General features: G+C 37.9%; 22 protein-coding genes. 11 read left to right on the top strand and 11 right to left on the bottom strand.

Annotated features, from left to right (window positions below; all coding sequences use genetic code 11):
- Positions 1 to 155: 155 nt before the first annotated feature.
- The 5 genes from LVD15_RS11500 to LVD15_RS11480 form a co-directional block, all read right to left on the bottom strand.
- Complete coding sequence (locus LVD15_RS11500; RefSeq protein ID WP_233780473.1) at positions 156 to 1,208, bottom strand: sensor histidine kinase; 1,053 nt, start codon at positions 1,206 to 1,208, stop codon at positions 156 to 158.
- A 3-nt stretch (positions 1,209 to 1,211) separates the two neighbouring features.
- A complete protein-coding gene (locus LVD15_RS11495; RefSeq protein WP_233780472.1) occupies positions 1,212 to 1,901 on the bottom strand; it encodes a response regulator transcription factor in 690 nt (229 codons plus the stop codon).
- A gap of 108 nt (positions 1,902 to 2,009) precedes the next feature.
- Complete coding sequence (locus LVD15_RS11490; protein ID WP_233780471.1) at positions 2,010 to 2,807, bottom strand: DUF3108 domain-containing protein; 798 nt, start codon at positions 2,805 to 2,807, stop codon at positions 2,010 to 2,012.
- Between the two features lie 22 nt (positions 2,808 to 2,829).
- Complete coding sequence (locus tag LVD15_RS11485) at positions 2,830 to 3,855, bottom strand: aminopeptidase (RefSeq protein WP_233780470.1); 1,026 nt, start codon at positions 3,853 to 3,855, stop codon at positions 2,830 to 2,832.
- Complete coding sequence (locus LVD15_RS11480) at positions 3,848 to 4,990, bottom strand: lipid A deacylase (protein ID WP_233780469.1); 1,143 nt, start codon at positions 4,988 to 4,990, stop codon at positions 3,848 to 3,850. Before LVD15_RS11480 ends, LVD15_RS11485 begins: the two co-directional genes overlap by 8 nt.
- Before the next feature lie 145 nt (positions 4,991 to 5,135).
- Here LVD15_RS11480 and recA point away from each other — a divergent pair, with 145 nt between their 5' ends.
- Entirely contained in the window at positions 5,136 to 6,164 is a 1,029-nt protein-coding gene (gene recA / locus LVD15_RS11475; protein ID WP_233780468.1) for a recombinase RecA, read from the top strand.
- Positions 6,165 to 6,240: 76 nt separating this feature from the next.
- Here recA and LVD15_RS11470 read toward each other — a convergent pair whose 3' ends face one another.
- A complete protein-coding gene (locus LVD15_RS11470) occupies positions 6,241 to 7,506 on the bottom strand; it encodes an ABC transporter permease (protein WP_233780467.1) in 1,266 nt (421 codons plus the stop codon).
- Positions 7,507 to 7,613: 107 nt separating this feature from the next.
- On the opposite strand from LVD15_RS11470, the gene queA reads away from it, so the two are divergent.
- Together queA and LVD15_RS11460 are read left to right on the top strand one after the other, a co-directional pair.
- Positions 7,614 to 8,660, top strand: a complete 1,047-nt coding sequence (queA, locus tag LVD15_RS11465; protein ID WP_233780466.1) for a tRNA preQ1(34) S-adenosylmethionine ribosyltransferase-isomerase QueA — start codon at positions 7,614 to 7,616, stop codon at positions 8,658 to 8,660.
- Between the two features lie 124 nt (positions 8,661 to 8,784).
- A complete protein-coding gene (locus tag LVD15_RS11460; RefSeq protein ID WP_233780465.1) occupies positions 8,785 to 9,471 on the top strand; it encodes a 2-C-methyl-D-erythritol 4-phosphate cytidylyltransferase in 687 nt (228 codons plus the stop codon).
- A 48-nt stretch (positions 9,472 to 9,519) separates the two neighbouring features.
- Here LVD15_RS11460 and LVD15_RS11455 read toward each other — a convergent pair whose 3' ends face one another.
- Positions 9,520 to 9,741, bottom strand: a complete 222-nt coding sequence (locus LVD15_RS11455; RefSeq protein ID WP_009578808.1) for a DUF2795 domain-containing protein — start codon at positions 9,739 to 9,741, stop codon at positions 9,520 to 9,522.
- Between the two features lie 252 nt (positions 9,742 to 9,993).
- Here LVD15_RS11455 and ettA point away from each other — a divergent pair, with 252 nt between their 5' ends.
- Together ettA and LVD15_RS11445 are read left to right on the top strand one after the other, a co-directional pair.
- A complete protein-coding gene (ettA, locus tag LVD15_RS11450) occupies positions 9,994 to 11,676 on the top strand; it encodes an energy-dependent translational throttle protein EttA (protein ID WP_233780464.1) in 1,683 nt (560 codons plus the stop codon).
- Positions 11,677 to 11,806: 130 nt separating this feature from the next.
- A complete protein-coding gene (locus LVD15_RS11445; protein WP_233780463.1) occupies positions 11,807 to 12,316 on the top strand; it encodes a SixA phosphatase family protein in 510 nt (169 codons plus the stop codon).
- Here LVD15_RS11445 and LVD15_RS11440 read toward each other — a convergent pair.
- From LVD15_RS11440 to LVD15_RS11430, 3 genes are all read right to left on the bottom strand, one after another.
- Positions 12,313 to 13,227: a glutaminase gene (locus tag LVD15_RS11440; protein ID WP_233780462.1), complete on the bottom strand. Its 915-nt coding sequence runs from the start codon at positions 13,225 to 13,227 to the stop codon at positions 12,313 to 12,315. The two genes, LVD15_RS11445 and LVD15_RS11440, sit on opposite strands and share 4 nt — an antisense overlap.
- Before the next feature lie 117 nt (positions 13,228 to 13,344).
- Positions 13,345 to 15,264, bottom strand: coding sequence for a CocE/NonD family hydrolase (locus LVD15_RS11435; RefSeq protein ID WP_233780461.1), 1,920 nt, complete (start codon positions 15,262 to 15,264; stop codon positions 13,345 to 13,347).
- A 112-nt stretch (positions 15,265 to 15,376) separates the two neighbouring features.
- Positions 15,377 to 16,129, bottom strand: coding sequence for a biotin--[acetyl-CoA-carboxylase] ligase (locus LVD15_RS11430; protein WP_233780460.1), 753 nt, complete (start codon positions 16,127 to 16,129; stop codon positions 15,377 to 15,379).
- Between the two features lie 39 nt (positions 16,130 to 16,168).
- Here LVD15_RS11430 and rsfS point away from each other — a divergent pair, with 39 nt between their 5' ends.
- From rsfS to LVD15_RS11410, 4 genes are all read left to right on the top strand, one after another.
- Positions 16,169 to 16,546, top strand: coding sequence for a ribosome silencing factor (gene rsfS / locus LVD15_RS11425; RefSeq protein ID WP_233780459.1), 378 nt, complete (start codon positions 16,169 to 16,171; stop codon positions 16,544 to 16,546).
- A 61-nt stretch (positions 16,547 to 16,607) separates the two neighbouring features.
- Complete coding sequence (gene ftsH, locus LVD15_RS11420) at positions 16,608 to 18,653, top strand: ATP-dependent zinc metalloprotease FtsH (protein ID WP_233780458.1); 2,046 nt, start codon at positions 16,608 to 16,610, stop codon at positions 18,651 to 18,653.
- Positions 18,654 to 18,738: 85 nt separating this feature from the next.
- Positions 18,739 to 19,512 carry a UDP-2,3-diacylglucosamine diphosphatase gene (locus LVD15_RS11415; protein WP_233780457.1) on the top strand — a complete coding sequence of 258 codons (774 nt, stop codon included), beginning with the start codon at positions 18,739 to 18,741 and terminating at the stop codon, positions 19,510 to 19,512.
- Positions 19,502 to 20,305, top strand: coding sequence for an NHL repeat-containing protein (locus LVD15_RS11410; RefSeq protein WP_233780456.1), 804 nt, complete (start codon positions 19,502 to 19,504; stop codon positions 20,303 to 20,305). Before LVD15_RS11415 ends, LVD15_RS11410 begins: the two co-directional genes overlap by 11 nt.
- Before the next feature lie 163 nt (positions 20,306 to 20,468).
- Here LVD15_RS11410 and LVD15_RS11405 read toward each other — a convergent pair whose 3' ends face one another.
- Entirely contained in the window at positions 20,469 to 21,137 is a 669-nt protein-coding gene (locus LVD15_RS11405) for a TapB family protein (RefSeq protein WP_233780455.1), read from the bottom strand.
- 244 nt (positions 21,138 to 21,381) lie between these two features.
- Here LVD15_RS11405 and LVD15_RS11400 point away from each other — a divergent pair, with 244 nt between their 5' ends.
- Both LVD15_RS11400 and LVD15_RS11395 read left to right on the top strand, forming a co-directional pair.
- Positions 21,382 to 22,746: a sigma-54-dependent transcriptional regulator gene (locus LVD15_RS11400; RefSeq protein WP_233780954.1), complete on the top strand. Its 1,365-nt coding sequence runs from the start codon at positions 21,382 to 21,384 to the stop codon at positions 22,744 to 22,746.
- Complete coding sequence (locus LVD15_RS11395; protein WP_233780454.1) at positions 22,736 to 24,091, top strand: sensor histidine kinase; 1,356 nt, start codon at positions 22,736 to 22,738, stop codon at positions 24,089 to 24,091. The genes LVD15_RS11400 and LVD15_RS11395 overlap by 11 nt, the downstream gene beginning before the upstream one ends.
- Positions 24,092 to 24,120: the final 29 nt, after the last annotated feature.

Raw genomic sequence — 24,120 nt, 5'->3', positions numbered from 1 at the left:
GTTTATATTGATTTAGATTTTTTTAATAATAATCATAGATTAAATCAATATCAACTAATTAACTATTATAATTAACAGCTTAAACTTGAATTATTTATATAAACAACTGAATGACAAGAATTTACACCTCTAGGAAAAGATTAAGGAAATATTAATTAATCTTCCAGAAAAGGATCATCTTTCCCTACGGGAAGCTTAAAACTAAAAACAGAGCCTTTGCCAATAGTGCTTTTCACCTCCACTTTAGAGCGGTGCCCTTCCATAATATGCTTTACTATGGCTAAGCCTAATCCTGTACCTCCCTTTTCTCTTGATCGGCTTTTATCTACCCTGTAAAAACGCTCAAAAATGCGGTGTACATCTTCTGTAGGAATGCCCTCTCCCGTATCTTTAATAAAGGTAGTAACATTCCCTTTATTGGTTTGAAAGCTTACTGTTACCTTGCCTTCATCATTAGAATATTTTACTGCATTACTTATCAGGTTAGTAAGTACCTGATTTATTCTTTGCCAATCAGCATACACCAGTACTTCATCCTGGGTGGTGTCCAGGTCAAGCTCAATATTCTTTTTATCCGCTTTGTTTTCAAACTGATCAAAAATCTCCTCTATTAAACGCTTAATATCAAAGGTCTCATAATGCATTTTTATCTCTCCGGTTTCAATTTGAGAGAGGGTGAGCAGGTCTTGCACCAGCATATCTAGGCCATCAAGGCTTTTAGCAGCCTTCTTAAGGAACTTCGTCCTTACATTTTTATCTTTTACGGCTCCGTCTAGCAAAGTATGCACAAAGCCCTGAGCCGCAAAAATCGGAGTCTTCAACTCATGGCTTACATCAGCAATAAATTCTTTACGGAAGGCCTCTAGCTTTTTAAGCTCATCTATTTCCTTTTGCTTGAGCGCAGCGTAGGAGAAAATTTCTTCATTAATCTTTTTCAAAGGATTGAGCACATTAGAACGGTTCTGCTCTATACTGGAAAGCTCCTTTTTTCGCAGTTTATCAAACAGATCATATATTTTATTGATCTCTCTGAATATGAGAAATTCTAATATGATAAACCCCAACAGATACGATGATGAAAAACTGATGAGAAAGGTAACTACAAGCGCATTTTGAGTTACCTCTTTAAATAACGAAAGAAATGCAGTAGTTACAATAGCTATACACATAGCCAGTAACACAGCTATTACACGCGAACTAAAAACCATGCGTTAATTAAGGCTGAACTTGTAACCTACGCCTTTTACTGTTTTGATATATTCGTCACCTATTTTTTCTCTTACCTTTCTTATGTGTACATCTACCGTACGCGCCAGTACATATACATCTGAGCCCCAAATGTTTTGCAGTAATTCATCTCTGCCAAACACTTTATTAGGGTTTTGAGCTAAGAAATAAAGTAATTCAAATTCCTTTTTAGGAAGCGTAATCTCACCACCGCCATGCTGTATGGTATAACTGCTTCTGTCTATTACCAAATCACCAATGGTAATCTGGTTGGTAACTGACTTTTTCTTAGAATCTCTACGAAACAGTGCGCTGATTCTGCTCATCAGAGCGCGTGGCTTAATTGGCTTTGTAATATAATCATCAGCACCTACATCAAATGCAGCTACTTCGGAATATTCTTCAGAGCGGGCGGTAAGGAAAATAATAAAAGAACTGGCTAATTCAGGCACCTCTCTCATTTGCCTACAGGTTTCAACACCATCTTGCTTAGGCATCATTATGTCTAGCAAAATTAAATCTGGCTGAAATTTTTTGGCTACTTCTACCCCTTTAATACCATCTAAGGCTGTTTTTACTTCATAGCCTTGCTTTTCAAGATTGTACTTTAGCAATTCTAAAATTGCCTCTTCATCGTCCACAACAAGCACTTTGTGTTCCTGCTTGTTTCCCATATTTTTATAGAGTTTTAATGAAATTAAACTTGGTCTACTCAAAATAAAAGCTAAAAGTATAGAGAAATTGCTTCAATAAAAAGCATGTAATAATAACTTAACAATTCCTTAATTATCTCCTTTGCTATAGCTGAGGATATCTATTTCTACTGCTCCCACAAACATATCTGCTTTTATCTTCAGTGGCACCTTATTCTCATTATCAGAAATCCATACTTTAATGGAATTCTCACCATCAAAAAGACTATTTTCTGGCATAATGGGTGATAACATGATGGATTTTATCTTACCCAATTTTGTCTTTACAGTCTCTTTGCCTAAGTACCTTACCTTAAAATTATAGAGCTCCTTGTCAAAAAAAGCATCAACAGTAATAATATCGTCTTTTTTATATTTATCAAAATCTAGCACTCTGAGATAATAATAGCCACTTACCAGATCCTGGATATTAGCTGGCACTTCATAATATTCGGGCGATCTCCATTTTTGTTTCTTATTATCAAAGGTCTTTACTTTCGCCTTCTTTTTGGAGTGGTCAAACTCCACTATTTCATTCTTTCTATACTTCCCCTCTTCTATTACTCTATAGAATTTATGCGTTACTATAGAGCTGGTATCCAGGTATGTTCCCCAATTGTCTCTAATTCTAAGAAACATATCAAACATGCCAATAGATTCCCCATAGACATCTATTTTATAGCATGGCCTGTTATTAATGGAATAAATTTCATCACTAATTACCATCTTACCCTTAGCCGCATGCACAAAACCATAGTGAGCGGTATATTCTATCACCTCTCCCGGCTTGAAACTTTCATTAGAAATGGTTCGGTAATCAGCTTGTCCTTTATAAACAAGCCATCCAGAAAGGATAATTAAAGCAGATGCGCCTACCAGCTTAAGCATTCCAGTGTTTTTTTTAGTTATATCAAAGAAAAGGATGTTTCTCCTTGAAATATAGGATAAACCCAGTTAAATCTTTGTTAAATTTTTTATCAAAAAGATTTAGTAAGTTATCCTGTTTTGATCGATATCGCAAAAAAGACATGAAATATGTGTTATTGGGTAATGGACGTGACTGGAAATTATTATAGACTGAATCATAAAATTGTATGGTATCCAGGCTGGCCATAATGTTTTCCATTAGTTCTCGTTTTTTAGCGCTTTTAACAGTAGTATCTGGTTCAGTATCTATCTCACTATAAAGGTTTTCCAAGGCATCTGCTCCTTTCAAAAAATGAGCTATATAGGCCCGTTCATCACTTAAATCATGATCATAAGTGAGGTATTCCTGAGAATTTTTGCCGTAGGTATCTTCTAAAAATTTAAACGCGCCTCTTTCACCTATAAAAGAGGCCAGGTTCTCGTTAAAATCCACACTATCCTTTACAAAAACGGTGGCGTGTACCATTTCATGAATTATTAATTCGGCAAGGTCACCTTTACTTTTGTTGAGCATATTGCTCAGAATAGGATCTTTAAACCACCCTAGCGTAGACCAACCTCCAGGATTTCTCATTCCTACATCATAACCTTGATCTTGTAGCCTTTTGTATTCTTCATTGGCATCTTCCTGCACAAAAAAACCTTTATAGGGCATTTTGCCTACAATAGGAAAATCCCATTCCTTGGCCTCCAGCTTATAAGGTTGGCAAGCTGTGACTACCCACAGTAGAGGCTCCCCTTTTTGATCATATAATGTGGTGTAGTTATCAGTATTATTAAGGCCTAGTGATTCTATGGCGTATTTCCTTACCTGACCTATATATCGTAACTTTTCCTTTACAGAATCGGCTACCGCCGGGCTTTTTAACAACTCATCTACCGGCTCAGCATTCCAAACAATGGTGAGCTGGCCTTTTGCTTGTTTTAGAGCATACGTAATGAGATCATAATTGAAAAGAAGCCAAATAAATACTACACCAAGTATGAGTAAGAAAAGCTTTTTAATCATGCTGTCGCTTCTTGTTTCTTATAAGGAAAAAGTCTCCCGTATAGTTAATGTAAAAACCAAAGGCATATTCAAATGTTCCGTTTCTAAAATCATAAAAAGGCTCAAAGCGAGAATTAAAAGACAAGCCTTCTGCTATTTCCAGATTATGCATAAACCTCACTATTAACAGCTCTCGCGTAGGCTCTATTACATCGGCATTTTTATAACTACTAGATCTGGAAGAGTACAACTGACCACCCTGCACTGAAGTAAACTCATCTCCACGCCAGTAACTAGCCATTACCTCCAGATTAGCCTTGGTTTTGGCGGCAGCGTTAATATACAGTCCCGATCCGGAGGTTAAAGGATCATTATCTCCTTCTGATGAATTACTGCTTATCAAATAATAATTCCACCACCGTAACTCCTGCACAAAACTACTTTCTGACAATGGCATAGTTAACTCTACCCCTGCAGCCATGTTCACATTAGTATGAAGTGGCTCGGGGTTATCATCTATCTGCCCTCCTTGATGCTCAACGACAAATTGCACGGGAATTGTCAATTGGAAATTATTATTTTTTACAGCTGCCCATTTTACGGAAGCTCCTCCTACAATATGCTCCTGAGTAGAATCTCCAGGGTAAATCATATTCTGCCAGTCTACCCAATAGTCCATAAACAAGCGATCTTTCTCCACTTTCACCTGAAAACCATTCTCTAACCGGTCATTCAATGTTTTTTCAAAATCATATAGAGGCTCCACTAAGCGGTGAGAAATACTTCCTTCCAGCGTTCCGAATATTAATGAAAAAGCCCTTTTTGAATATTTGAATGAAAAGGTGGGAGCTACTTCTCTATAACCGCTATCTCCAAAGTCTTTCTGTAAATAAACTCCGGCGTCTAGCTTTATATATTTACCAGGATGGTAAGTAAGGTGAGGGTTAAGCTGATAGCCGAATAGGGTGTATCCATCAGCAATATCATTGAAATACTCATTATTTTTTGCAAATCCCATTGCATTTATCCCTAAGAACAGAGCATTAGAATCAGCCTCATTTACAGGTCTGTCATATCTAAATGCCTTATTGTTCAACTGCGCCTCTGCCCAAAATGTAATAAAAAATAAAGGCAAAAAAATTCTTAATGATCTCATGAAATAAAGTTTGGCCGCAATATAAAAAAGCAGCAGCAAAGCAATACTGCTCTAAGTGCATTTTTTAGAGAGTCATTCTCACATTTGTGATGATAACTTATTAACTTCACTTTTAATTAAGAATAATTAAGTAAGTAAACTGATAATGGCTGAAAAGGACGAAAAATTAAAGGCGCTTCAACTAACTATTGATAAACTGGAAAAAACCTTTGGTAAAGGTACGGTGATGAAACTGAGCGATGAGCGGGTAGTAGATGTTCCGGCTATTTCCACAGGGTCACTCAGTCTTGATATAGCCTTAGGCGTGGGAGGTATTCCCAGAGGTAGAGTAATAGAGATCTATGGTCCTGAATCATCAGGTAAGACCACACTATCTATGCATTGCATTGCCGAGGCACAAAAAAATGGCGGCTTAGCAGCATTTATAGATGCAGAGCATGCTTTTGACAGAGTTTATGCAGAAAAATTAGGAATAGATACTGAAAACTTATTGATATCACAACCTGATAGTGGTGAGCAAGCACTAGAAATTGCTGAGCACCTTATCCGTTCAGGTGCTATTGACATTATTGTGATTGACTCCGTAGCCGCTCTGGTACCTAAAGGTGAGCTAGAAGGTGAAATGGGAGATAGCAAAATGGGTCTGCAAGCCAGACTGATGTCTCAAGCGCTAAGAAAACTGACAGGTACTATCAATAAAACAGGTTGCTCTTGTATATTCATTAACCAGTTACGTGAAAAAATAGGCGTAATGTTTGGTAACCCTGAAACTACTACTGGTGGTAATGCTCTTAAATTCTACGCTTCTGTAAGAATGGATATCCGTAGAATAGGTCAGATTAAAGAAGGAGCCAATGATATTATTGGTAACAGAACCAGAGTGAAAGTAGTGAAGAACAAAGTAGCGCCTCCTTTCAAAGTGGTTGAGTTTGACATTATGTATGGAAAAGGTATTTCTAAAGTAGGTGAAGTGCTTGATCTTGGTGTAGAATTAGAGATTGTGAAGAAAGCAGGCTCATGGTTCTCTTATGATGGCAATAAACTTGGTCAGGGTAGAGACGCTGTTAAAACGTTGTTAGAAGATAATCCTGAACTTATGGAAGAGATTGAAAACAAAATCAAAGCTCAGATTAAGGGTGAAGATTTAGAGAAACCCATTCCTTCTCAAGACTAAAAATTTCTTTTTTAGATAAAACAACAAAGGCTGCATGAATAATGCAGCCTTTGTTGTTTTATACTCTTTTATATTATTAACTGCTCCTTATGGCTATCACCGGGTCTAACCTGGCCGCAATGGCTGCGGGCACTATACCTGATATGGTTCCTATAGCAGCAGAAACTCCAAGTCCAAGAACAATATTTTTCAAACTCAATACTACTTCCATATTACCCATAGGTATAAATGTAATTAAGTATACCAGTAGCAAACCCGCCAGTCCGCCAATAACGCTGAGAAATATAGATTCAAACAAGAACTGAAACAATACAAAGAAATTTTTCGCCCCTAATGACTTCTGCACTCCTATTATATTAGTTCGTTCTTTCACGGAAACAAACATAATATTAGCAATACCAAATCCGCCAACCAGAATTGAAAATCCTCCGATAATCCAGCCTGCTATCCCTATTACATCAAACAAGCCTCCTATAATATTAGCAATTGCTTCTGGTCGGTTAAGCGCAAAATTATCATCTTGCTTTGGCTTAAGTCCTCTCCTACTTCTTAATAAACCCGTTATTTCATTCTCAAGCTCTACCAGTCCTATATCTGTTTCCTCTCCTTTAATACCTATTCGAGAACCCAGCTCATCACTTGATCCTGTACCTGTCTGATATAACTTTCTAAATGAACTAAAAGGAATAATACACAAATCATCATTACTACTAGTACCTAAAAAGCTCTCGCCTTCTCTCGGCATAGTACCTATAACAATATATTTAAGGTTCTTGATTTTAATTTCTTTACCAACAGGATCATTGCCATCAGGAAATAGAGCATTTACCAGGTTATGACCTATAACAGCCACATTTCTACCTGATTCGGTTTCTATCTGGCTAAAATATCTGCCTCTATCTAATTCAATTTCAAACAGCTCACTATAGCCATAAGTACTTCCACAGAGCTCTACATCGCTAATACTATTGTTTTCTCTTTTAATAATAGAATTATCGCGGCTACTGAAAATAGCCATACCTGTAGCTGTTTTGAGATTAGTTTGTAAAAACTTGTACTCATTATAACTAACATTGGGTCGCTGCCAAAAATCCCACCAGCGGTATTCTCCATTAGCATCAGGCGTAAAAGGCCACTTTTCAATATAAATTACCCCCGTGCCCAAAAAGCTCAGACTATCCCGGATATTTTTCTCCAGAGAATCCACCAGAGTAAAAACCGTGATAATGGCAAAAATACCTACTGTAACGCCTAGCAAAGATAAGATAGTCCTAAGCAGGTTCATCTTCAGCGCATTCCATGCGAACCTGAAGCTTTCGAATATGAGTCTTACTACTAACACCTGATATATTTAAATATTTTAAAAAACATTTATTCTTAAAGATAAATCTATACCTTTGCAAGCTAAATTTTAAAATCTATCCTTTATTTAATACCGTAATATTAAATATGAAATTATCAGAATTCAAGTTTGATCTACCCACCGGACTGGTAGCCTTATATCCGGCTGAAAATCGGGATGAGTCCCGCCTAATGGTTATTCATCGTAAAACAGGAGAAATAGAACACAAGTCTTTTAAAGACATGGTTGACTATTTTGATGAAGGTGATGTATTGGTGAATAACAACACAAAGGTATTCCCAGCCAGGTTATATGGTAACAAGGAAAAAACTGGAGCTAAAATAGAAGTATTCCTATTAAGAGAACTTAATCAGGAAATGCATCTGTGGGATGTTCTTGTAGACCCTGCCAGAAAGATCCGTGTAGGCAATAAACTATACTTCGGCGAAGGCGACTTAGTAGCTGAAGTGATCGACAACACCACTTCCAGAGGAAGAACCATCAGATTCTTATATGACGGTACTGATGAGGAGTTTTACAAAACTATAGACAGTTTAGGAGAAACACCACTACCAAAATATATAAAAAGAGAAACTGAACCAGAAGACAGAGAACGTTTTCAGACCATTTATGCCCAGCACAAAGGTGCAGTAGCAGCTCCTACCGCAGGTTTACACTTCACTCCTCAGTTATTAAAAAGACTAGAGATTAAGAGTGTAGACATGGCAAGTATCACACTCCATATTGGTTTAGGTACTTTCAGACCTGTAGACGTAGAAGATCTTACTAAACATAAAATGGACTCAGAAAACTTCTGGGTGGAAGAACCTACTGTAGAGATTGTAAACAAAGCACTAGACAACAAAAAGAAAGTTTGTGCCGTAGGCACCACCACTATGCGTGCTTTGGAATCTAGTGTATCTGCCAACGGCAGACTAAAACCACGAGAAGGATGGACTGACAAGTTCATTTTCCCTCCTTATGACTACAAGATCTGCAATGCTATGATCACTAACTTTCACATGCCCGAATCCACATTACTTATGATGGCTTGTGCATTTGGAGGTTACGACTTAATAATGGAAGCATACCAAACCGCCATTAAGGAAAAATACAGATTCCTTACATATGGTGACGCTATGCTTATCATTTAAGCATTTCAAGAAATTGAATTAATTAAAATCGGGTGGCTTAATAGTCATCCGATTTTAATATATACCCATCCGTATCTCAATATAAGTAAAGCCTACTTTAACCAGAAGAACAGAATTTCGCTTTATGAATAAAAAGGAATATGCGATAATAGTGGCCGGTGGCAAGGGCACACGCATGAACAGTGACGTTCCTAAGCAATTTTTACCTCTGCACGGCAAACCTATACTCATGCATACGCTGGAAGCCTTCTACAATTACTCCAGTGACATTGAAATTATCTTAGTGCTTCCTGCTAATGATGTAGATACCTGGAAGAATCTATGCATTCAACATAGTTTTTCTACTCCGCATCACCTTACTATAGGTGGCAGCTCTCGTTTTCAATCTGTTAAAAACGGACTAAACAGTATAGAGAACACCTCTGGGTTAGTAGCTATACATGACGGAGTAAGGCCTTTAATTTCTACACCTATTATTGATGCTTCTTTCCGAATAGCGGCAGCTCATAAAAGCGCTGTAGCGGCGGTAAGGCTCAAAGAATCCATTAGGGTAACTACACAAGATACCACTGAAGCGGTAGACCGTTCTCTTTACAGACTCATTCAGACTCCCCAGACTTTTGATCTGGAAATGATAAGAAGTGCTTATGAAATAGATGAAGTGCCTTCATTAACTGACGATGCGAGCGTAGCCGAAAAAGCAGGACATAAAATCTCACTTTTTGAAGGGAGTTATGAAAATATAAAAGTGACTACACCTGAAGACTTAATTATAGCCGAAGCTTTAATAAACAGAAAAAACAATGGCTAACCAACACGCTGGTACAGCCAGCCATTCATTTCTGTAAGGTATTTGAATTTAATATTCGTCCTCGTTAAAAAAGAAATCCTCTTTAGTAGGATAATCCGGCCATATCTCTTCAATATTTTCGTAAGGCTGTCCGTCATCCTCTAACTCCTGTAAATTCTCTACAACCTCTAATGGTGCGCCTGTTCTTATTGAATAGTCAATAAGTTCATCCTTAGTAGCAGGCCAAGGGGCGTCTTCAAGATATGATGCTAGTTCTAATGTCCAATACATAGATAAATCCTCCTATGATTTACGCTTTCTAAAATTTCGTGCAAAAATAAAATTTAAACAATCAAATCAAATATTTAAATTAATTATTTGCAGGATCGTATTTTACGACCAAACGTTAATTAATTTATGGTTCGAAACGTAACCATTTTACTAAAAGTTTGGAAAAACTCAACTTTTCTAGTAAAAATATTTCATCCTTCAGCTGTTTATACAGCAAAAGACTAAATTTGTTTCATTAATATAGAAAAAAGTATGAGTGACGAAAAAATAATTTTTTCAATGGCTGGGGTTAATAAAATATACCCGCCAAATAAACAAGTATTAAAAAACATCTACCTATCCTTTTTCTATGGAGCCAAAATTGGCGTGTTAGGTCTTAACGGGTCAGGAAAATCCTCCTTGTTAAGGATAATAGCTGGTGTAGATAAAGAATATCAGGGAGAGGTGGTATTTGATGGCAGCTACTCCATAGGCCTGCTGGAACAAGAGCCAAAATTAGATAAAGATAAAACGGTAAAAGAAGTAGTAGAAGAAGGTGTAAAAGAGACCGTAGATCTGCTAAAAGAATTTGAGGACATCAACCTGAAATTTGCTGACCCGGAAGTTCTTGAAGATGCTGATGCTATGAATAAGCTCATTGAGAAGCAGGGAGAAGTACAGGAGAAATTAGATCAGCTTAATGCCTGGGAGCTAGACAGCAAACTGGAAAGAGCTATGGATGCCCTTCGCACCCCACCTGCCGACGCTAAAATTGAAAACCTATCCGGAGGTGAGAAAAGAAGAGTGGCGCTGTGTAGATTATTACTACAGGAGCCCGATGTGCTACTATTAGATGAACCTACTAACCACTTAGATGCTGAATCAGTACATTGGTTAGAGCAACACTTACAAAGATATGCAGGTACAGTAATAGCCGTTACTCACGACCGTTACTTCCTTGATAATGTAGCCGGCTGGATCCTGGAGCTAGACAGAGGTGAAGGTATTCCCTGGAAAGGAAATTATTCTTCATGGCTAGATCAGAAGCAAAAACGCTTAGCTCAAGAGGAAAAATCAGAATCGAAAAGACAAAAGACACTGGCTAGAGAGCTGGAATGGGCTAAAATGTCTCCTAAAGGCAGGCATGCTAAAGCCAAAGCCAGGCTTAATGCATATGACAAACTGTTAAGCCAGGAAGCTCAGGAAAGAGAAGAGAAGCTGGAGCTCTTTATTCCACCTGGTGAGCGCTTAGGCGATAAAGTAATAGAAGCTCATGGTGTATCTAAAGCCTTTGGCGATAAACTACTTTATGAAAACCTGGAGTTCAACTTACCAAAAGCAGGTATTGTTGGTATTATAGGCCCTAACGGTGCAGGAAAAACTACTCTCTTCAAAATGATCACCGGAAAAGAACAGCCTGACACTGGCACTTTTGAAGTAGGATCAACTGTAGATATAGCTTATGTAGATCAGGAGCATGCTAATTTAAATCCTGAAGCCTCTGTATGGGAAGTAATAAGCGAAGGCAATGAGCTTATTAACCTCGGCGGCCGACAAATTAACAGCAGAGCATATGTTAGTAAGTTTAACTTCAATGGCTCTGACCAACAGAAAAAAGTAAAAGAACTATCAGGTGGTATGAGAAACAGGGTACATCTGGCCATAGCGCTTAAACAAGGAGCTAACCTTCTGTTACTGGATGAGCCTACTAACGATCTTGATGTAAACACGCTAAGGGCACTTGAAGAAGCTCTGGAGAACTTTGGTGGTTGTGCTGTAATAATATCTCACGACAGATGGTTCTTAGATAGAGTTTGTACTCACATCCTTGCTTTTGAAGGCGACTCTCAGGTAAAATGGTTTGACGGAAACTTTACCGAATACGAAGAGGATCGTAAAAAACGCATGGGAGACACCGCTCCTAAAAGGATAAAATACAAACCTTTAGTAAAATAAAACCCATCAAAAAAATGCCGGATAGAAATGCTCTGTCCGGCATTTTTCATCCTAAACCATTAGCAATCCTGATCTTTTCTATAGATTATTTTGCCAAAATTATTTATATTAAAGATACTAACCACTCTTCATGAAGACACTATACATTATAAGACACGCGAAATCCAGTTGGAAATACCATCACTTAGATGATATTGATCGGCCATTGAACAAAAGAGGGAAGAGAGATGCTCCGGATATGGGCGAAAGATTAAGCGTGCTAAACATTATCCCTCATCTGATGATCAGCAGTCCGGCAAAACGAGCCTATGCTACATGCAAAACCATAGCTAAGGCGCTGGAATACCCAAAAGAAGCAATTGAAATCAATGACAAGCTATACCATGCCAGCGAGGACAGCCTCATGGATATTATTCAGGATATTGAAAACAGCTGGGATTCTGTAATGATCTTTGGGCACAACCCAGGACTTACACTTTTCGCCAATTCACTAGCTGATACCAATATCGATAATATACCTACATGCGGTATTGTAGCTTGTACTTTTGATGTAGACAGCTGGGCCGAAACTGATTTTGGCAAAGGTAAGCTCATGTTTTATGACTACCCTAAAAAGGTCAGTAAGAGCGAAGTGAATTAAAAAATTGACGTTCCTGTCATAGTAGTAAAGAGCTCAAGGGCCTTAAAGCCTGCGAGCGAATTACCTTTCTGATTCAAGCCAGGACTCCATACGGCAATGCTGTACTCTGAAGGCAAAATGGCGGCTATTCCACCTCCAACGCCACTCTTCCCAGGAAGCCCAACACGAAAAGCAAATTCACCTGCTTCATCATAAAAGCCGCAAGTCTGCATTATGGCTGTTATCCTTTTAAACTGGCGCTCAGAAAGGAACTTCTTATCATTTCTCACCAGCTTACCATGATTAGCAAACACCCTGAAGGCTCTGGCCAACTCAGCACAAGTCATAGAAATAGAGCAAAAGTCGAAGTATAGGTCTAAAACCTCTTCTACATCATTCTCAATATTACCATATGACTTCATCATATTTACCATGGCCGCATTTCTATAGCCAAATGACTTTTCAGACCTGGCTATCTGTTTGTCATAATAAATATCATTATGCCCAACCAACTCACGAATAAAATCTAAAAATTGCTGACGAGGATCTTGCAAGTGCGTTATGAGCAAGTCAGTCACTACTAACGCTCCTGAGTTAATAAATGGATTTCTAGGCACACCATTCTCATGCTCCAACTGCACCAGTGAATTAAAAGGGTCACCAGAGGGCTCTACATTCACTCGCTGATACACCTTTTTGCCAATATGGCTTACGCAATGGGCCAGCATAAACACCTTAGAAATACTTTGGATTGAGAATTTCTCCGTGGCATCTCCCACTGAATATGATGAATCATCTAAAAACAGAAGATAAATACCAAATTTAGTTTTATCTACCTTAGCTAATTCAGGAATATAATCAGCCACCAGGCCCTTATCTAACAAAGGGGCTACCTCCTGCCTTATTTCTTCTAGTATTTTCTGATAATCCATTGCACCCTATTATAATTGAGGCCGCAAATTTAGGATATAAAAAGGAAAGACCAATTACGGTGATGGGATCAATTTGTACATTCGGAAACTGAATCTCCGAATGCACAAAATGAAATATTATTTTTTATAAAGCTCCAACTCATCTGGCACTTCAAGTGAGCTCTGCTTAGCTCCTACTTCTACGCTTGAAGATCCATATACTGTAATTTCCGCTTTCTGAAAATCTTCAGCATCAGCTTTATAAATATTGTCTACAAATTTTTGAGGGTTTCTATCTATATAAGGAAACCATGTACTATGTATCTGAATCATAATACGGTGTCCTTTTTTGAAGGTATGCAATATATCCTGCAAAGGGAAAGTAACATCCTCCACCTTACCAGGAGTAAATGGCTCCGGTTCAGCAAAACTATTTCTAAACCTACCTCTAAATACCTCATGCCTTACCAGCTGCTGATAACCTGCCATAGTTACATTTTTTGGTGTAACTGGGTTCGCTTGGGCTGTATCAGGGTAAACATCAATCAGTTTTACTATAAAATCAGCATCTGTAGTAGATAAAGCCACTTTTAATTTAGCTAAGATCTCACCTGCTAAGGTAACATCATCAGTAAGCACATCCGTTTTAAAAGTAAGTACATCCGGTCTGCGAGATGCATGGCGCTGATCATCTGTCATGAACCTTCTTGGCGTAAAAGTAACTCCTTCCACTTGAGATGTATAAGGTACTGGGTGGTCAGGATCACTGGTATATTTAAAAGCGGCATTCTTGTCACCCTCTTCATTAACCAAAAGCTTTCCATTTTCCGCAAAGCCTAATTTTACTGCAGGAATATCTTTAGGAGGCCATTCAGCAAATTCCTTCCATTTTTTCACTCCAGTATCAAACATAAATGCTTCTGGCAGTGTCATCTCCCCTTCATTCTTTAAGTAATATTTAAAGAATTTCATCTCTATATTTTTCTGATAAAAAGTAGAGATGCTGTCTCCAAAGTAAATATCATTAATAGCTTGAGATCCTCTTTCTCTATACCAGTCGCCATGACTCCAAGGGCCCATTACTATGGTATTTTTAGCCTTAGGGTTATTCTTCTCAATAGTTTTATAAATATTAAGAGGGCCATATAAATCTTCGGCATCAAACCAACCACCTACTGTCATCACGGCATCATCTATACCTTTTAGGTGTGGCAGTAAATTACGTTTTTGCCAAAACTCATCATAGTTAGGGTGCTCCACTACCTGATCCCAAAAAAAGTCTTCAGAATAATACTTCTCTGTTACATTTTTTAATGGACCTAAAGCCATATTAAACTCATATCCATCAGACATACTGCCTGCTTGTCTTATTTTCTCCCAACCTTTATTATACCAGCTCTCAGAGGTAGGCCCATCGGTTTGGTATCCGAATACTGGAAACGCCATTAAATAACTTTGTAAAAAGGCTCCCATATGATGAAAGTCATCAAAGAAGAAGTCTGAAATCGGCGCTTGAGGAGATGATGCCACCAACGCAGGGTGAGCTTCAGGAAGTGCGGCTGCGGTATAATGTCCAGGGTAAGAAATACCCCATTGCCCTACTTTCCCGTTATTATTTTTGATTTTTTTCAAAAGCCATTCAATCGTATCAAAAGTATCTGAGCTCTCATCGATCTGATCCTTATCTTTCTTTTTATTACCATCTATCTGCGGCCTCATGTTATCATATTCACCATCAGACATCCACCTGCCTCTTACGTCCTGATAAACGAAAATATACATGTCTCTCATCATGTATTTAGAAGGCCCAAGTACAGTTTTATAAGCATCCTCTCCATATGGTCCCACACTGTAAGGTGTCCGATGTAACATCATAGGATATTTTTTAGACTGATCTTTTGGCGTATATACACAGGTAAATAATTCTACCCCATCGCGCATAGGTATCCTATATTCATGCTTCTCGTAGTTATTCCTCACAAAGAGTGAATCAGCATCCTGCGAAAAAGCCTGCGCTGCTGTCACCAAAAAGCACAACAGTATAAAAGCTCTCTTCATATGATTTTTAATTTTATTTAATGAACAATAGAAGTGAAGTTGCCAATCATTTTGCGTATAGCCAAATCATTAATGATATGAAGCTGCATGACTTCCATAAGTGGTTAATTATTCAAATGATAAACTCTACTTCTTTAAAATCAAAATGCTGAATACCGCTATTACTCTGCACTTCTAACCTTCCTTCTGGAGAAACATCAGTAATTCTACCATTAAATACCTCATTATTAGCCTTATATAAATACTCTTCTCCAAACCTATATAAATGATGAAGATAGTCTTTACGTAGTAGCTCGCGGTTACCTGCTCTCAAGGTTAAATACCTCGTTTCTATGTGCTGAGCCAAATTTTCAAGAGCTTCTGGAAGCGAAATGGCTTCTCCTATAATTTGAGAAAGAGAGATAGGCTTTTCTTCATTGAAATCTTGCTGATTAATATTCAAGCCAATTCCTACAATAGAAGAATCGATATGGCCTTTTTTAATACTATTTTGAATGAGGATACCACAAATTTTACGATCATGATAATAGATATCGTTAGGCCATTTTACCTGAAAACCGGTTTTGTAGGTTTTAAGAAAATCGCAAATACCCAAAGAAACCACTCTATTAAGTTCAAATTGCTGATTTACAGACAAGAAAGTGGGTTTAAGAATAAGTGAAAAAGTAAGGTTTTTGCCAGGTTCTGATTCCCAACCATTACCTCTTTGTCCTCTTCCATTTGTTTGATTTTCAGTAATTATCACTGTACCTTCAATAGTGCCTTCACTTAAAAGCTCTTGAGCAATATCATTAGTAGAATGACAAGATGGCAGGAAAACCAGGTTTTTCCCTATAAATAATGTTTTGGCAAGAATTTTATACAAGTATTTTTGTAGTTTTGTTTATGAAATCAAAGTTAATTAATGGATGTAAATAACACTTTAGCTCCTTCCGAAAAATTAAGCAGTATTGTGGTGAAGGGTATGCAGGAGAAAAAAGCCTCAGACATCGTGGTAATGGACCTTAGAAAGGTAAAAAATGCAATAGCAGACTTTTTTGTAGTATGTTCAGGAAATTCTGACACTCAGCTAGATGCCATTGCCGATGCCGTAGATGAAGAAGTACATAAAATTCTGGATCAAAACCCATGGCACCAAGAAGGTAAGGCAAACAAGGAATGGATGCTCCTCGACTATGTTGATGTTGTAGCCCACATTTTCAAAAAAGATAAACGCGATTTCTATGCCATCGAAAACCTCTGGGGAGATGCTGAAATCACAGAAATACAAGATATCTCCTAAAGAATGAAACCTTATACCTCCTTATGGAGTTTTGATGCTTAGATAATTTTTTACTATTGATATGCCAGATAAGAAAAGAAATATAATACCAAACAAGCCGCAAAAGCCGAATTATCAGGTTTGGGTCATTGTAGTGCTAATCGCAGTGATTTTCGGAATCATGATTTTCAATAATTCAAGCACATTGGTAACTACTACCATGAGCAAATTTGAAGATATGATGAGAAACAACGATGTAGAAAGAGTTGTCATCATCAGAAATCAGAATTATGTGGAAATCTCCCTCAAAGAAGATGCACTACAAAACAGTAAATACAGCAAAGAGCTTGAAAACAACAGCCCTTTTGGTGTAAGTGGTGGCCCTCACTTCAAATTAAACATCGGTTCCGTTGATAGCTTCATTACCCAATACACTGAGCTCAACGAAAACCTTCCGGCAGACCAGCAAGTAGATTATGAAGTAGATGACAAATCTGACATCACCAACTATATCTTCCAATGGGGATTCTTTGTTTTCATACTATTTGGCTTCTGGTTCTTAATGAGAAGAATGACAGGCGGAGGCGGACCTGGTGGTCAGATTTTCAACATAGGAAAATCAAGAGCCGCTTTGTTTGATGCTGAAAATAAAGTAAAAATCACTTTCGGTAATGTTGCCGGGCTTGATGAAGCCAAAGAAGAAGTTCAAGAAATAGTAGAATTCCTTAAAAACCCTGGTAAGTTCACTAAACTAGGTGGTAAAATACCTAAAGGAGCTTTACTTGTAGGCCCTCCAGGAACAGGTAAAACATTGCTTGCTAAGGCCGTAGCCGGAGAAGCAGGAGTACCTTTCTTCACTCTTTCTGGTTCTGACTTCGTAGAAATGTTTGTAGGGGTAGGTGCTGCACGTGTGCGTGACTTATTTAAGCAAGCAAAAGAAAAAGCACCTTGTATAGTATTTATAGATGAGATCGATGCTATTGGTAGATCAAGAGGAAGAGGCCAGATGCCTGGTTCTAATGATGAGCGAGAAAATACGCTTAACTCACTACTTGTAGAAATGGATGGGTTCTCTACAGATTCAGGAGTTATTATTCTGGCTGCCACTAACCGACCTGACGTACTAGACTCTGCTCTTATGCGTCCCGGACGTTTTGACAGACAGATCAGTATAGATAAACCAGATATTGTAGGAAGAGAAGCGATCTTCAAAGTACACCTGAAGCCGCTTAAACTCGGTAAAGATGTAGATCCTAGAAAACTTTCAGCTCAAACGCCAGGTTTTGCAGGTGCAGAAATAGCTAACGTATGTAACGAAGCCGCTCTAATAGCTGCCAGAAGAGATAAGCAAGCGGTAGAGATGCAAGATTTCCACGATGCCATTGACAGGGTAATTGGTGGATTAGAGAAGAAAAACAAAATCATTTCTCCTGAAGAAAAGAAAATAGTCGCTTACCACGAAGCAGGTCATGCTGTGGCAGGTTGGTTCCTGGAACATGCTGATCCTTTGGTAAAAGTAAGTATTGTACCTCGTGGAGTAGCCGCATTAGGTTACGCGCAATACCTGCCTAAAGAACAGTTCTTATACCAAACAGAGCAGCTTATAGATGAAATGTGTATGGCTCTGGGCGGAAGAGCAGCAGAAGAGCTTGTATTTGGTAAAATATCTACAGGTGCATTGAGCGATTTAGAAAGAGTAACCAAAATGGCTTACAGCATTGTGTCTGTTTATGGTATGAATGATAAAATAGGAAATGTTTCTTTCTATGATTCTAAGCAGTCAGACTACAACTTTACTAAGCCATACTCTGAAGCCACTGCAGAAACAATAGATCAAGAAGCCAGAAAAGTAATTGAAACAGCTTTCAAACGCACTAAAGATCTATTATCTCACAGAAGCAATGAGTTAGAAAAAGTAGCTCAGGAATTACTTGAGAAAGAGATTATTTTCCAATCTGACTTAGAGAGATTAATAGGAAAGAGACCTTTTGATCACCAAACTTCTTATGAGGCATTTACTAACGGCCATAATAAAGAAGAAGGAGCAGAGGAAAATAAAGCAAATCCTGGAGCAAAAACATCTGCACCAGAAGATTCTACCATTCCTTTGAAGGACTCAGATAACTAGAAATCAATAAAACTTTTATATGATTAGAAATCAGGCATTTTGTATGCCTGATTTTTTTTATTTTTAGGCTTTTGCAGATTTTGTGATGACAAAGACTATCGCCGACCTTAACGGCAAATACATATATTTCGCTTCTGATTTTCACTTGGGTGTTCCTAATCATAAAGCTAGTTTAGAAAGAGAGCTGAAAATAATCAGGTGGCTCGATACTATTAAAGCAGATGCTCACTCCATTTACCTGATGGGCGACATTTTTGATTTTTGGTTTGAATATAAACATGCGGTACCCAAAGGCTTTGTCCGACTACTGGGAAAAATCGCTGAAATAAGTGACTCAGGTATTCCCGTTATCTTCTTCACAGGCAACCATGACATGTGGATGTTCGACTATTTTGAAAAAGAACTCAACGTAACTATTTACCGAAAGCCTTTACAGCTCTTGGTGCATGATCAAAAGCTACTCATAGGTCATGGTGATGGCTTAGGTCCTGGAGACTACACCTATAAGTTTTTGAAGAAGTTTTTCAATAGTAAGCTTTGCCAATGGCTCTTTGCTCGCATACACCCCAATCTGGGGATAGGCATAGCCAATGCCTGGTCTAGAAAAAGCCGAATTAGCAGCGGCGGGCATGGAGATGAAAGTTTTCTAGGAAAAGACAGAGAGCATTTATGGCAGTATTGTATCTCCAAAGAAAAAGAAGAACACCATGACTGGTATGTTTTTGGACACAGACACCTAAAACTTAATCTTGAAGTTTCGGAAAATAGCAGGTATATTAATCTTGGTCAATGGGTAACTCAGTATACTTATGGTAAGTACGATGGCAAATCATTTGAACTACTCACTTTTGAAAAGTAGATGGCTTGTACTATTGCTGCTATTCATTTCGAGTAAAAGCATTAGTCAGTCATATACACTTACCAATACTATATCTATTAACAAACCAGAAGCGGTTTCTATAGACAAGCCTGGCAACATTTACATCGCCGATAACAATGGAGATGTTAAAAAATACTTGACAGATGGGAAGCTAGACGCCAGTTTTTCAGCTCAATCTCAAGGTCAGATAGATTTAATAGAAGCATGGAACCCGTTGAAAATTTTTCTGTTCTATGAAGATTTACAGCAGTACACCTTCCTAGACAGGTTTTTGACTACCCCACAGAACTTCTCTTTAAATGAACTATCAGACTTTAACAGCCTGGCCACGCTCAGTTATGATAACAACCTCTGGCTGATAGATCTTGTAGACTTCAGCCTTAAAAAATATGATTTAAATATAAGGCAGTTTACACTCTCTACTCCCTTTGATTTATTACTAAATCCGGATGACTATGAGATAACCTTCATCAAAGAATACCAAAACCTGGTATTCTTTAGTGACATCCATTCAGGAATCTATGTTTTTGATAATTTAGGCAACTACCTCCGTAAAATTCAAGGTGAAAATATTAACTACTTTAATTTTTCTGACAACGAAGTCTATTTTCTGGATGCTAATGGCAAAGTAAAATTTATTGACATTTATAGCCTGGAAGAAAGAGAGTTAAACCTAAAACCGACATCAGCTAAATATGTATTGATCTCAGAAAGTCAACTTTATTTTATAAATGAAGATAATTTTGAGATTTATAGAAAGGAAGGAGAATAATAGCCCAAATGATATGGCTATAAACAAAAAAGAAGTGCTCCGGGTCAGAAGCACTTCCAAGGTCAAAAACTCAAAATAAATAGGATAAATTCTTAATTCATCCAATAACAACACTGCTAATATAACAATAAATCAGTAAAAATAATTTAAAGTTTGCTGTTTTTTAATTGAGGCTGGTAAGCATAGTATAGCCGGTTAATTTCGCTTTATTATCATAACTTTCAGTCTTCACAACCCCCACATTTTCAGCTATATAATCCACTCCTGACATCTCCATAGTCATAAAAGATTTACTTATTATCTTATAGGCTACTTTATAACATTCAAAAGTACCGGCCGGTGTAGTCACTGTCTCTTTGCTCACCACTTTCCTATCTGTAATGGTGGTAGAGAAGTTAAACATACTGCTTTTAATATGGATAGCTCCATCTCCAAGCTCCTGGCCTACCGATAAATTAGAAGGCCAATCTATGGATTCCATTTCTACAGTTATATTCATATTCTCCATGGTAGTTAAAGTCTCTGCCGGTATAAACCGAGTCATATCCATCTCTATTACTCCATCTTCACAGGCCATTTCCACATCTTTAGACATGGTTTCCTTATCCTTTTTATCATAAGTTTCAAAATGGAGCGTGGCTTTCCATCCATTGCTCTCCTCTTCCAGCTCAATGATTTCATACACCTGCTTGCCTGTTTTCTTGTCTTTAGGTGTATAATCAGTAATCTCCCATTTCTTACCCTTTTCAAAGGTGTAATAAGGATTACATTGTGAGAAGGCCGCAGTACTACCCATCAGAATACAGATCAGCAATATTAAATTTTTATTCATGGTTGTGTATTTAGTTTGTTCTTTCAAATAAAATAACACTTTAAACTAACATCTGCACTTTTTTATTTTTCCTTTAAAAGCATTTATATGATAAATTGTCCGATATCGTTCACTATATTTACGATATAGTACATAGAATGCTAACTAAACCGCCAAAACAAATCATTTGACCACTTGGCACAATTTTTCGATTAGTCATTAACTTAAATACATACCTGTGGATAAAGAGATAGGCAAAATTTTGATGATAGATGATGATGAAGATGTTCTATTAGCAGCTAAGCTCCTGCTAAAAAAACACGCTCATCAGGTAATTATTGAGAAAAACCCTAAAAAAATACCCTTCCTTCTAAATAACGATAGCTATGATGTGATTTTGCTGGACATGAATTTCAGCAAAGATATCACCAGCGGTAAAGAAGGATTTTATTGGCTTAGCCAGATAATAGAGAAAGATCCATCAGCAGTGGTAATTATGATTACTGCCTTTGGAGATGTAGAAATGGCAGTAAGAGCCTTGAAAGAAGGTGCCACCGACTTCGTGCTTAAGCCATGGCAGAACGAAAAACTTCTGGCCACTATTTCCACAGCTATTAAACTTAAGAAATCTTATAAAGAAGTAGATAAGCTAAAAAAGGCAAAAAAACAGCTGGAGGAGGACATTAATCAGCCTTTTAAAGATATAATAGGTAATAGCCCTGCCATACAGCAAGTATTTAACCTTATTGACAAGGTAGCCAAGACTGATGCCAACGTACTCATACTAGGAGAAAATGGTACAGGTAAAGAATTGGTAGCCCGAGCGATACACCAACGCTCATTAAGAAAAGACAATAGCTTCATAAGTGTAGACATGGGCGCCATAACCGAATCTTTATTTGAAAGCGAGCTTTTCGGTCATAAAAAAGGAGCATTTACTGATGCTAAAGATGATCGCGCAGGCAGGTTCGAAGTGGCCAATGGCGGCACCTTATTTTTAGATGAAATAGGTAACCTAAGCATGCCTTTACAGTCTAAACTACTTACTGTATTACAAAACAGGCAAGTGACCCGGATAGGAACTAACAGCCCTATCAGCATTGACATACGCCTGATATGTGCTACCAATATGCCTGTGGAAGATATGGTGCATGACAATACTTTTAGACAAGATTTGCTCTACAGAATTAACACAGTAGAAATAAAACTGCCTCCTCTAAGAAAAAGGCTGGAAGATATACCGCTCTTAGCGAATCACTTTTTAGGCACCTATGCTAAAAAATACAGAAAAGAAGTCACTAAGATCAATGCTGATGCTTTGGTGAAACTGCAGAAATATCACTGGCCAGGAAATATCCGTGAGCTTCAGCACGCTATGGAAAGAGCCATAATTATGAGTGATAATGAGGAACTAGATGATCAGGATTTCTTCTTCCTTAATAATGACAAGGCCAATACAGCCTCTCAAGATGCAAGCCTAACTGCTGACAGCCTTAATCTGGATGATATTGAAAAATCTGTAATAGAAAAGGCGATTAATATCCACAGTGGTAATATTTCAAAGGCAGCCAAGGAGCTCGGTCTTACCAGAGCATCATTATACAGACGATTAGAAAAGCATGGACTTTAGTAACGCTAAAAAAGCCATTCTTTATAGGGTAGGCTTGCTTACCCTTACTATTTTCTTTTTCTCCTACCTGATATTCAATGATGGCTACTTCATTACTGAGGTGGTAGTACTGGGGCTGTTAGGGCTGCAGGTTTATTCACTTACCCGGCACCTGGAAAAGAACAATGAAGAAATACACAATTTCCTCAATTCCATTAGACATGATGACATTTCGTATACTTATAAAACCGATTCCAAAAATGAGGATACTAATAAACTCAACGCCGAGCTCAACAAGGTTTTAAAAGACCTAAGAAATGTAAGGAAGGAAAAAGAAGCCGATTATCAATATTTAAAAAACATTGTTCAGCATGTAGGTATCGGGCTCATCACTTTTAATAAATCAGGAGAGGTCCATATTATTAATACCGCTGCCAAAAAACTTTTGCGCATCAATCAGATAGAGAATATCAGCGATCTATCCGTAGTGAGCGACAGCCTGGTGGATGTATTTACACGCCTTAGAACAGGTGGCCGTGACTTATTGAGGCTCGAAATAGGTGGAGATATTGTACAGCTGGCAGTGTATGCCATAGAGCTCACACTGCGAGGAGAAGAGTTTAAATTGGTATCTATCCAAAACATTCAGAACGAACTGGAAGAAAAAGAAATGGAAGCTTGGCAGAACCTGGTTCGGGTACTAACTCATGAAATCATGAACTCTGTAACCCCTATTTCTTCTTTAGCCAACACGGTAGAAGATGAGCTAAACTTGCAACTTCATAATAACCAGGAGATAAACCAGATCTCTAATGAAGAGATTGAAGACTTGCACCTGGCCGTTCAAACCATCAAAAAAAGAAGTCAGGGACTTATTCGTTTTGTGCAAGACTTCAGAAACCTGACTCATATTCCTATTCCTAAAATCTCTGAAATACAGGTAAAAGACCTTCTGGAAGAAATGATCATCTTCCTTAAAAAAGAGATCAATGATAACGGTGTATGTACTACTATTAGAGTTAATCCTACTAACCTCACTATTAATGCCGATAAAGATCTCATAGAGCAAGTGCTCATCAACCTGATAAAAAATGCTATTCAGGCTTTTGACGAGCAAACCAATAAGCTGGTAGAGCTCAGTGCATATGTAGATGATAAAAGCAGACCCGTAATTTCAGTAAGAGATAATGGTAATGGCATAGATGAAGAAGCCTTAGAAAAGATATTTATCCCCTTCTTTACTACCAAAAAAACGGGGTCAGGTATTGGGCTGAGCCTCTCCAGACAAATCATGAGACAGCACCAAGGCATGCTGGGTGTAAAAACTAAATTAGATGAAGGTACAGAGTTCTTCCTTAGGTTTTAGAAGATAACTTTATTCTTTAGATTTACGCA

The organism is Fulvivirga maritima (assembly GCF_021389955.1).
Lineage (GTDB): Bacteria > Bacteroidota > Bacteroidia > Cytophagales > Cyclobacteriaceae > Fulvivirga > Fulvivirga maritima.
The sequence above is the reverse complement of the archived record's forward strand: the minus strand, read 5'-3'. Positions and strand labels throughout refer to the sequence as shown.

Coding starts and splice junctions, on each gene's coding strand:
- LVD15_RS11500 (WP_233780473.1), bottom strand. CDS start 1,208: ATGGTTTTTAGTTCGCGTGTAATAGCTGTGTTACTGGCTATGTGTATA.
- LVD15_RS11495 (WP_233780472.1), bottom strand. CDS start 1,901: ATGGGAAACAAGCAGGAACACAAAGTGCTTGTTGTGGACGATGAAGAG.
- LVD15_RS11490 (WP_233780471.1), bottom strand. CDS start 2,807: ATGCTTAAGCTGGTAGGCGCATCTGCTTTAATTATCCTTTCTGGATGG.
- LVD15_RS11485 (WP_233780470.1), bottom strand. CDS start 3,855: ATGATTAAAAAGCTTTTCTTACTCATACTTGGTGTAGTATTTATTTGG.
- LVD15_RS11480 (WP_233780469.1), bottom strand. CDS start 4,990: ATGAGATCATTAAGAATTTTTTTGCCTTTATTTTTTATTACATTTTGG.
- recA (WP_233780468.1), top strand. CDS start 5,136: ATGGCTGAAAAGGACGAAAAATTAAAGGCGCTTCAACTAACTATTGAT.
- queA (WP_233780466.1), top strand. CDS start 7,614: ATGAAATTATCAGAATTCAAGTTTGATCTACCCACCGGACTGGTAGCC.
- LVD15_RS11460 (WP_233780465.1), top strand. CDS start 8,785: ATGAATAAAAAGGAATATGCGATAATAGTGGCCGGTGGCAAGGGCACA.
- LVD15_RS11455 (WP_009578808.1), bottom strand. CDS start 9,741: ATGTATTGGACATTAGAACTAGCATCATATCTTGAAGACGCCCCTTGG.
- ettA (WP_233780464.1), top strand. CDS start 9,994: ATGAGTGACGAAAAAATAATTTTTTCAATGGCTGGGGTTAATAAAATA.
- LVD15_RS11445 (WP_233780463.1), top strand. CDS start 11,807: ATGAAGACACTATACATTATAAGACACGCGAAATCCAGTTGGAAATAC.
- LVD15_RS11440 (WP_233780462.1), bottom strand. CDS start 13,227: ATGGATTATCAGAAAATACTAGAAGAAATAAGGCAGGAGGTAGCCCCT.
- LVD15_RS11435 (WP_233780461.1), bottom strand. CDS start 15,264: ATGAAGAGAGCTTTTATACTGTTGTGCTTTTTGGTGACAGCAGCGCAG.
- rsfS (WP_233780459.1), top strand. CDS start 16,169: ATGGATGTAAATAACACTTTAGCTCCTTCCGAAAAATTAAGCAGTATT.
- ftsH (WP_233780458.1), top strand. CDS start 16,608: ATGCCAGATAAGAAAAGAAATATAATACCAAACAAGCCGCAAAAGCCG.
- LVD15_RS11415 (WP_233780457.1), top strand. CDS start 18,739: ATGACAAAGACTATCGCCGACCTTAACGGCAAATACATATATTTCGCT.
- LVD15_RS11405 (WP_233780455.1), bottom strand. CDS start 21,137: ATGAATAAAAATTTAATATTGCTGATCTGTATTCTGATGGGTAGTACT.
- LVD15_RS11400 (WP_233780954.1), top strand. CDS start 21,382: ATGATAGATGATGATGAAGATGTTCTATTAGCAGCTAAGCTCCTGCTA.
- LVD15_RS11395 (WP_233780454.1), top strand. CDS start 22,736: ATGGACTTTAGTAACGCTAAAAAAGCCATTCTTTATAGGGTAGGCTTG.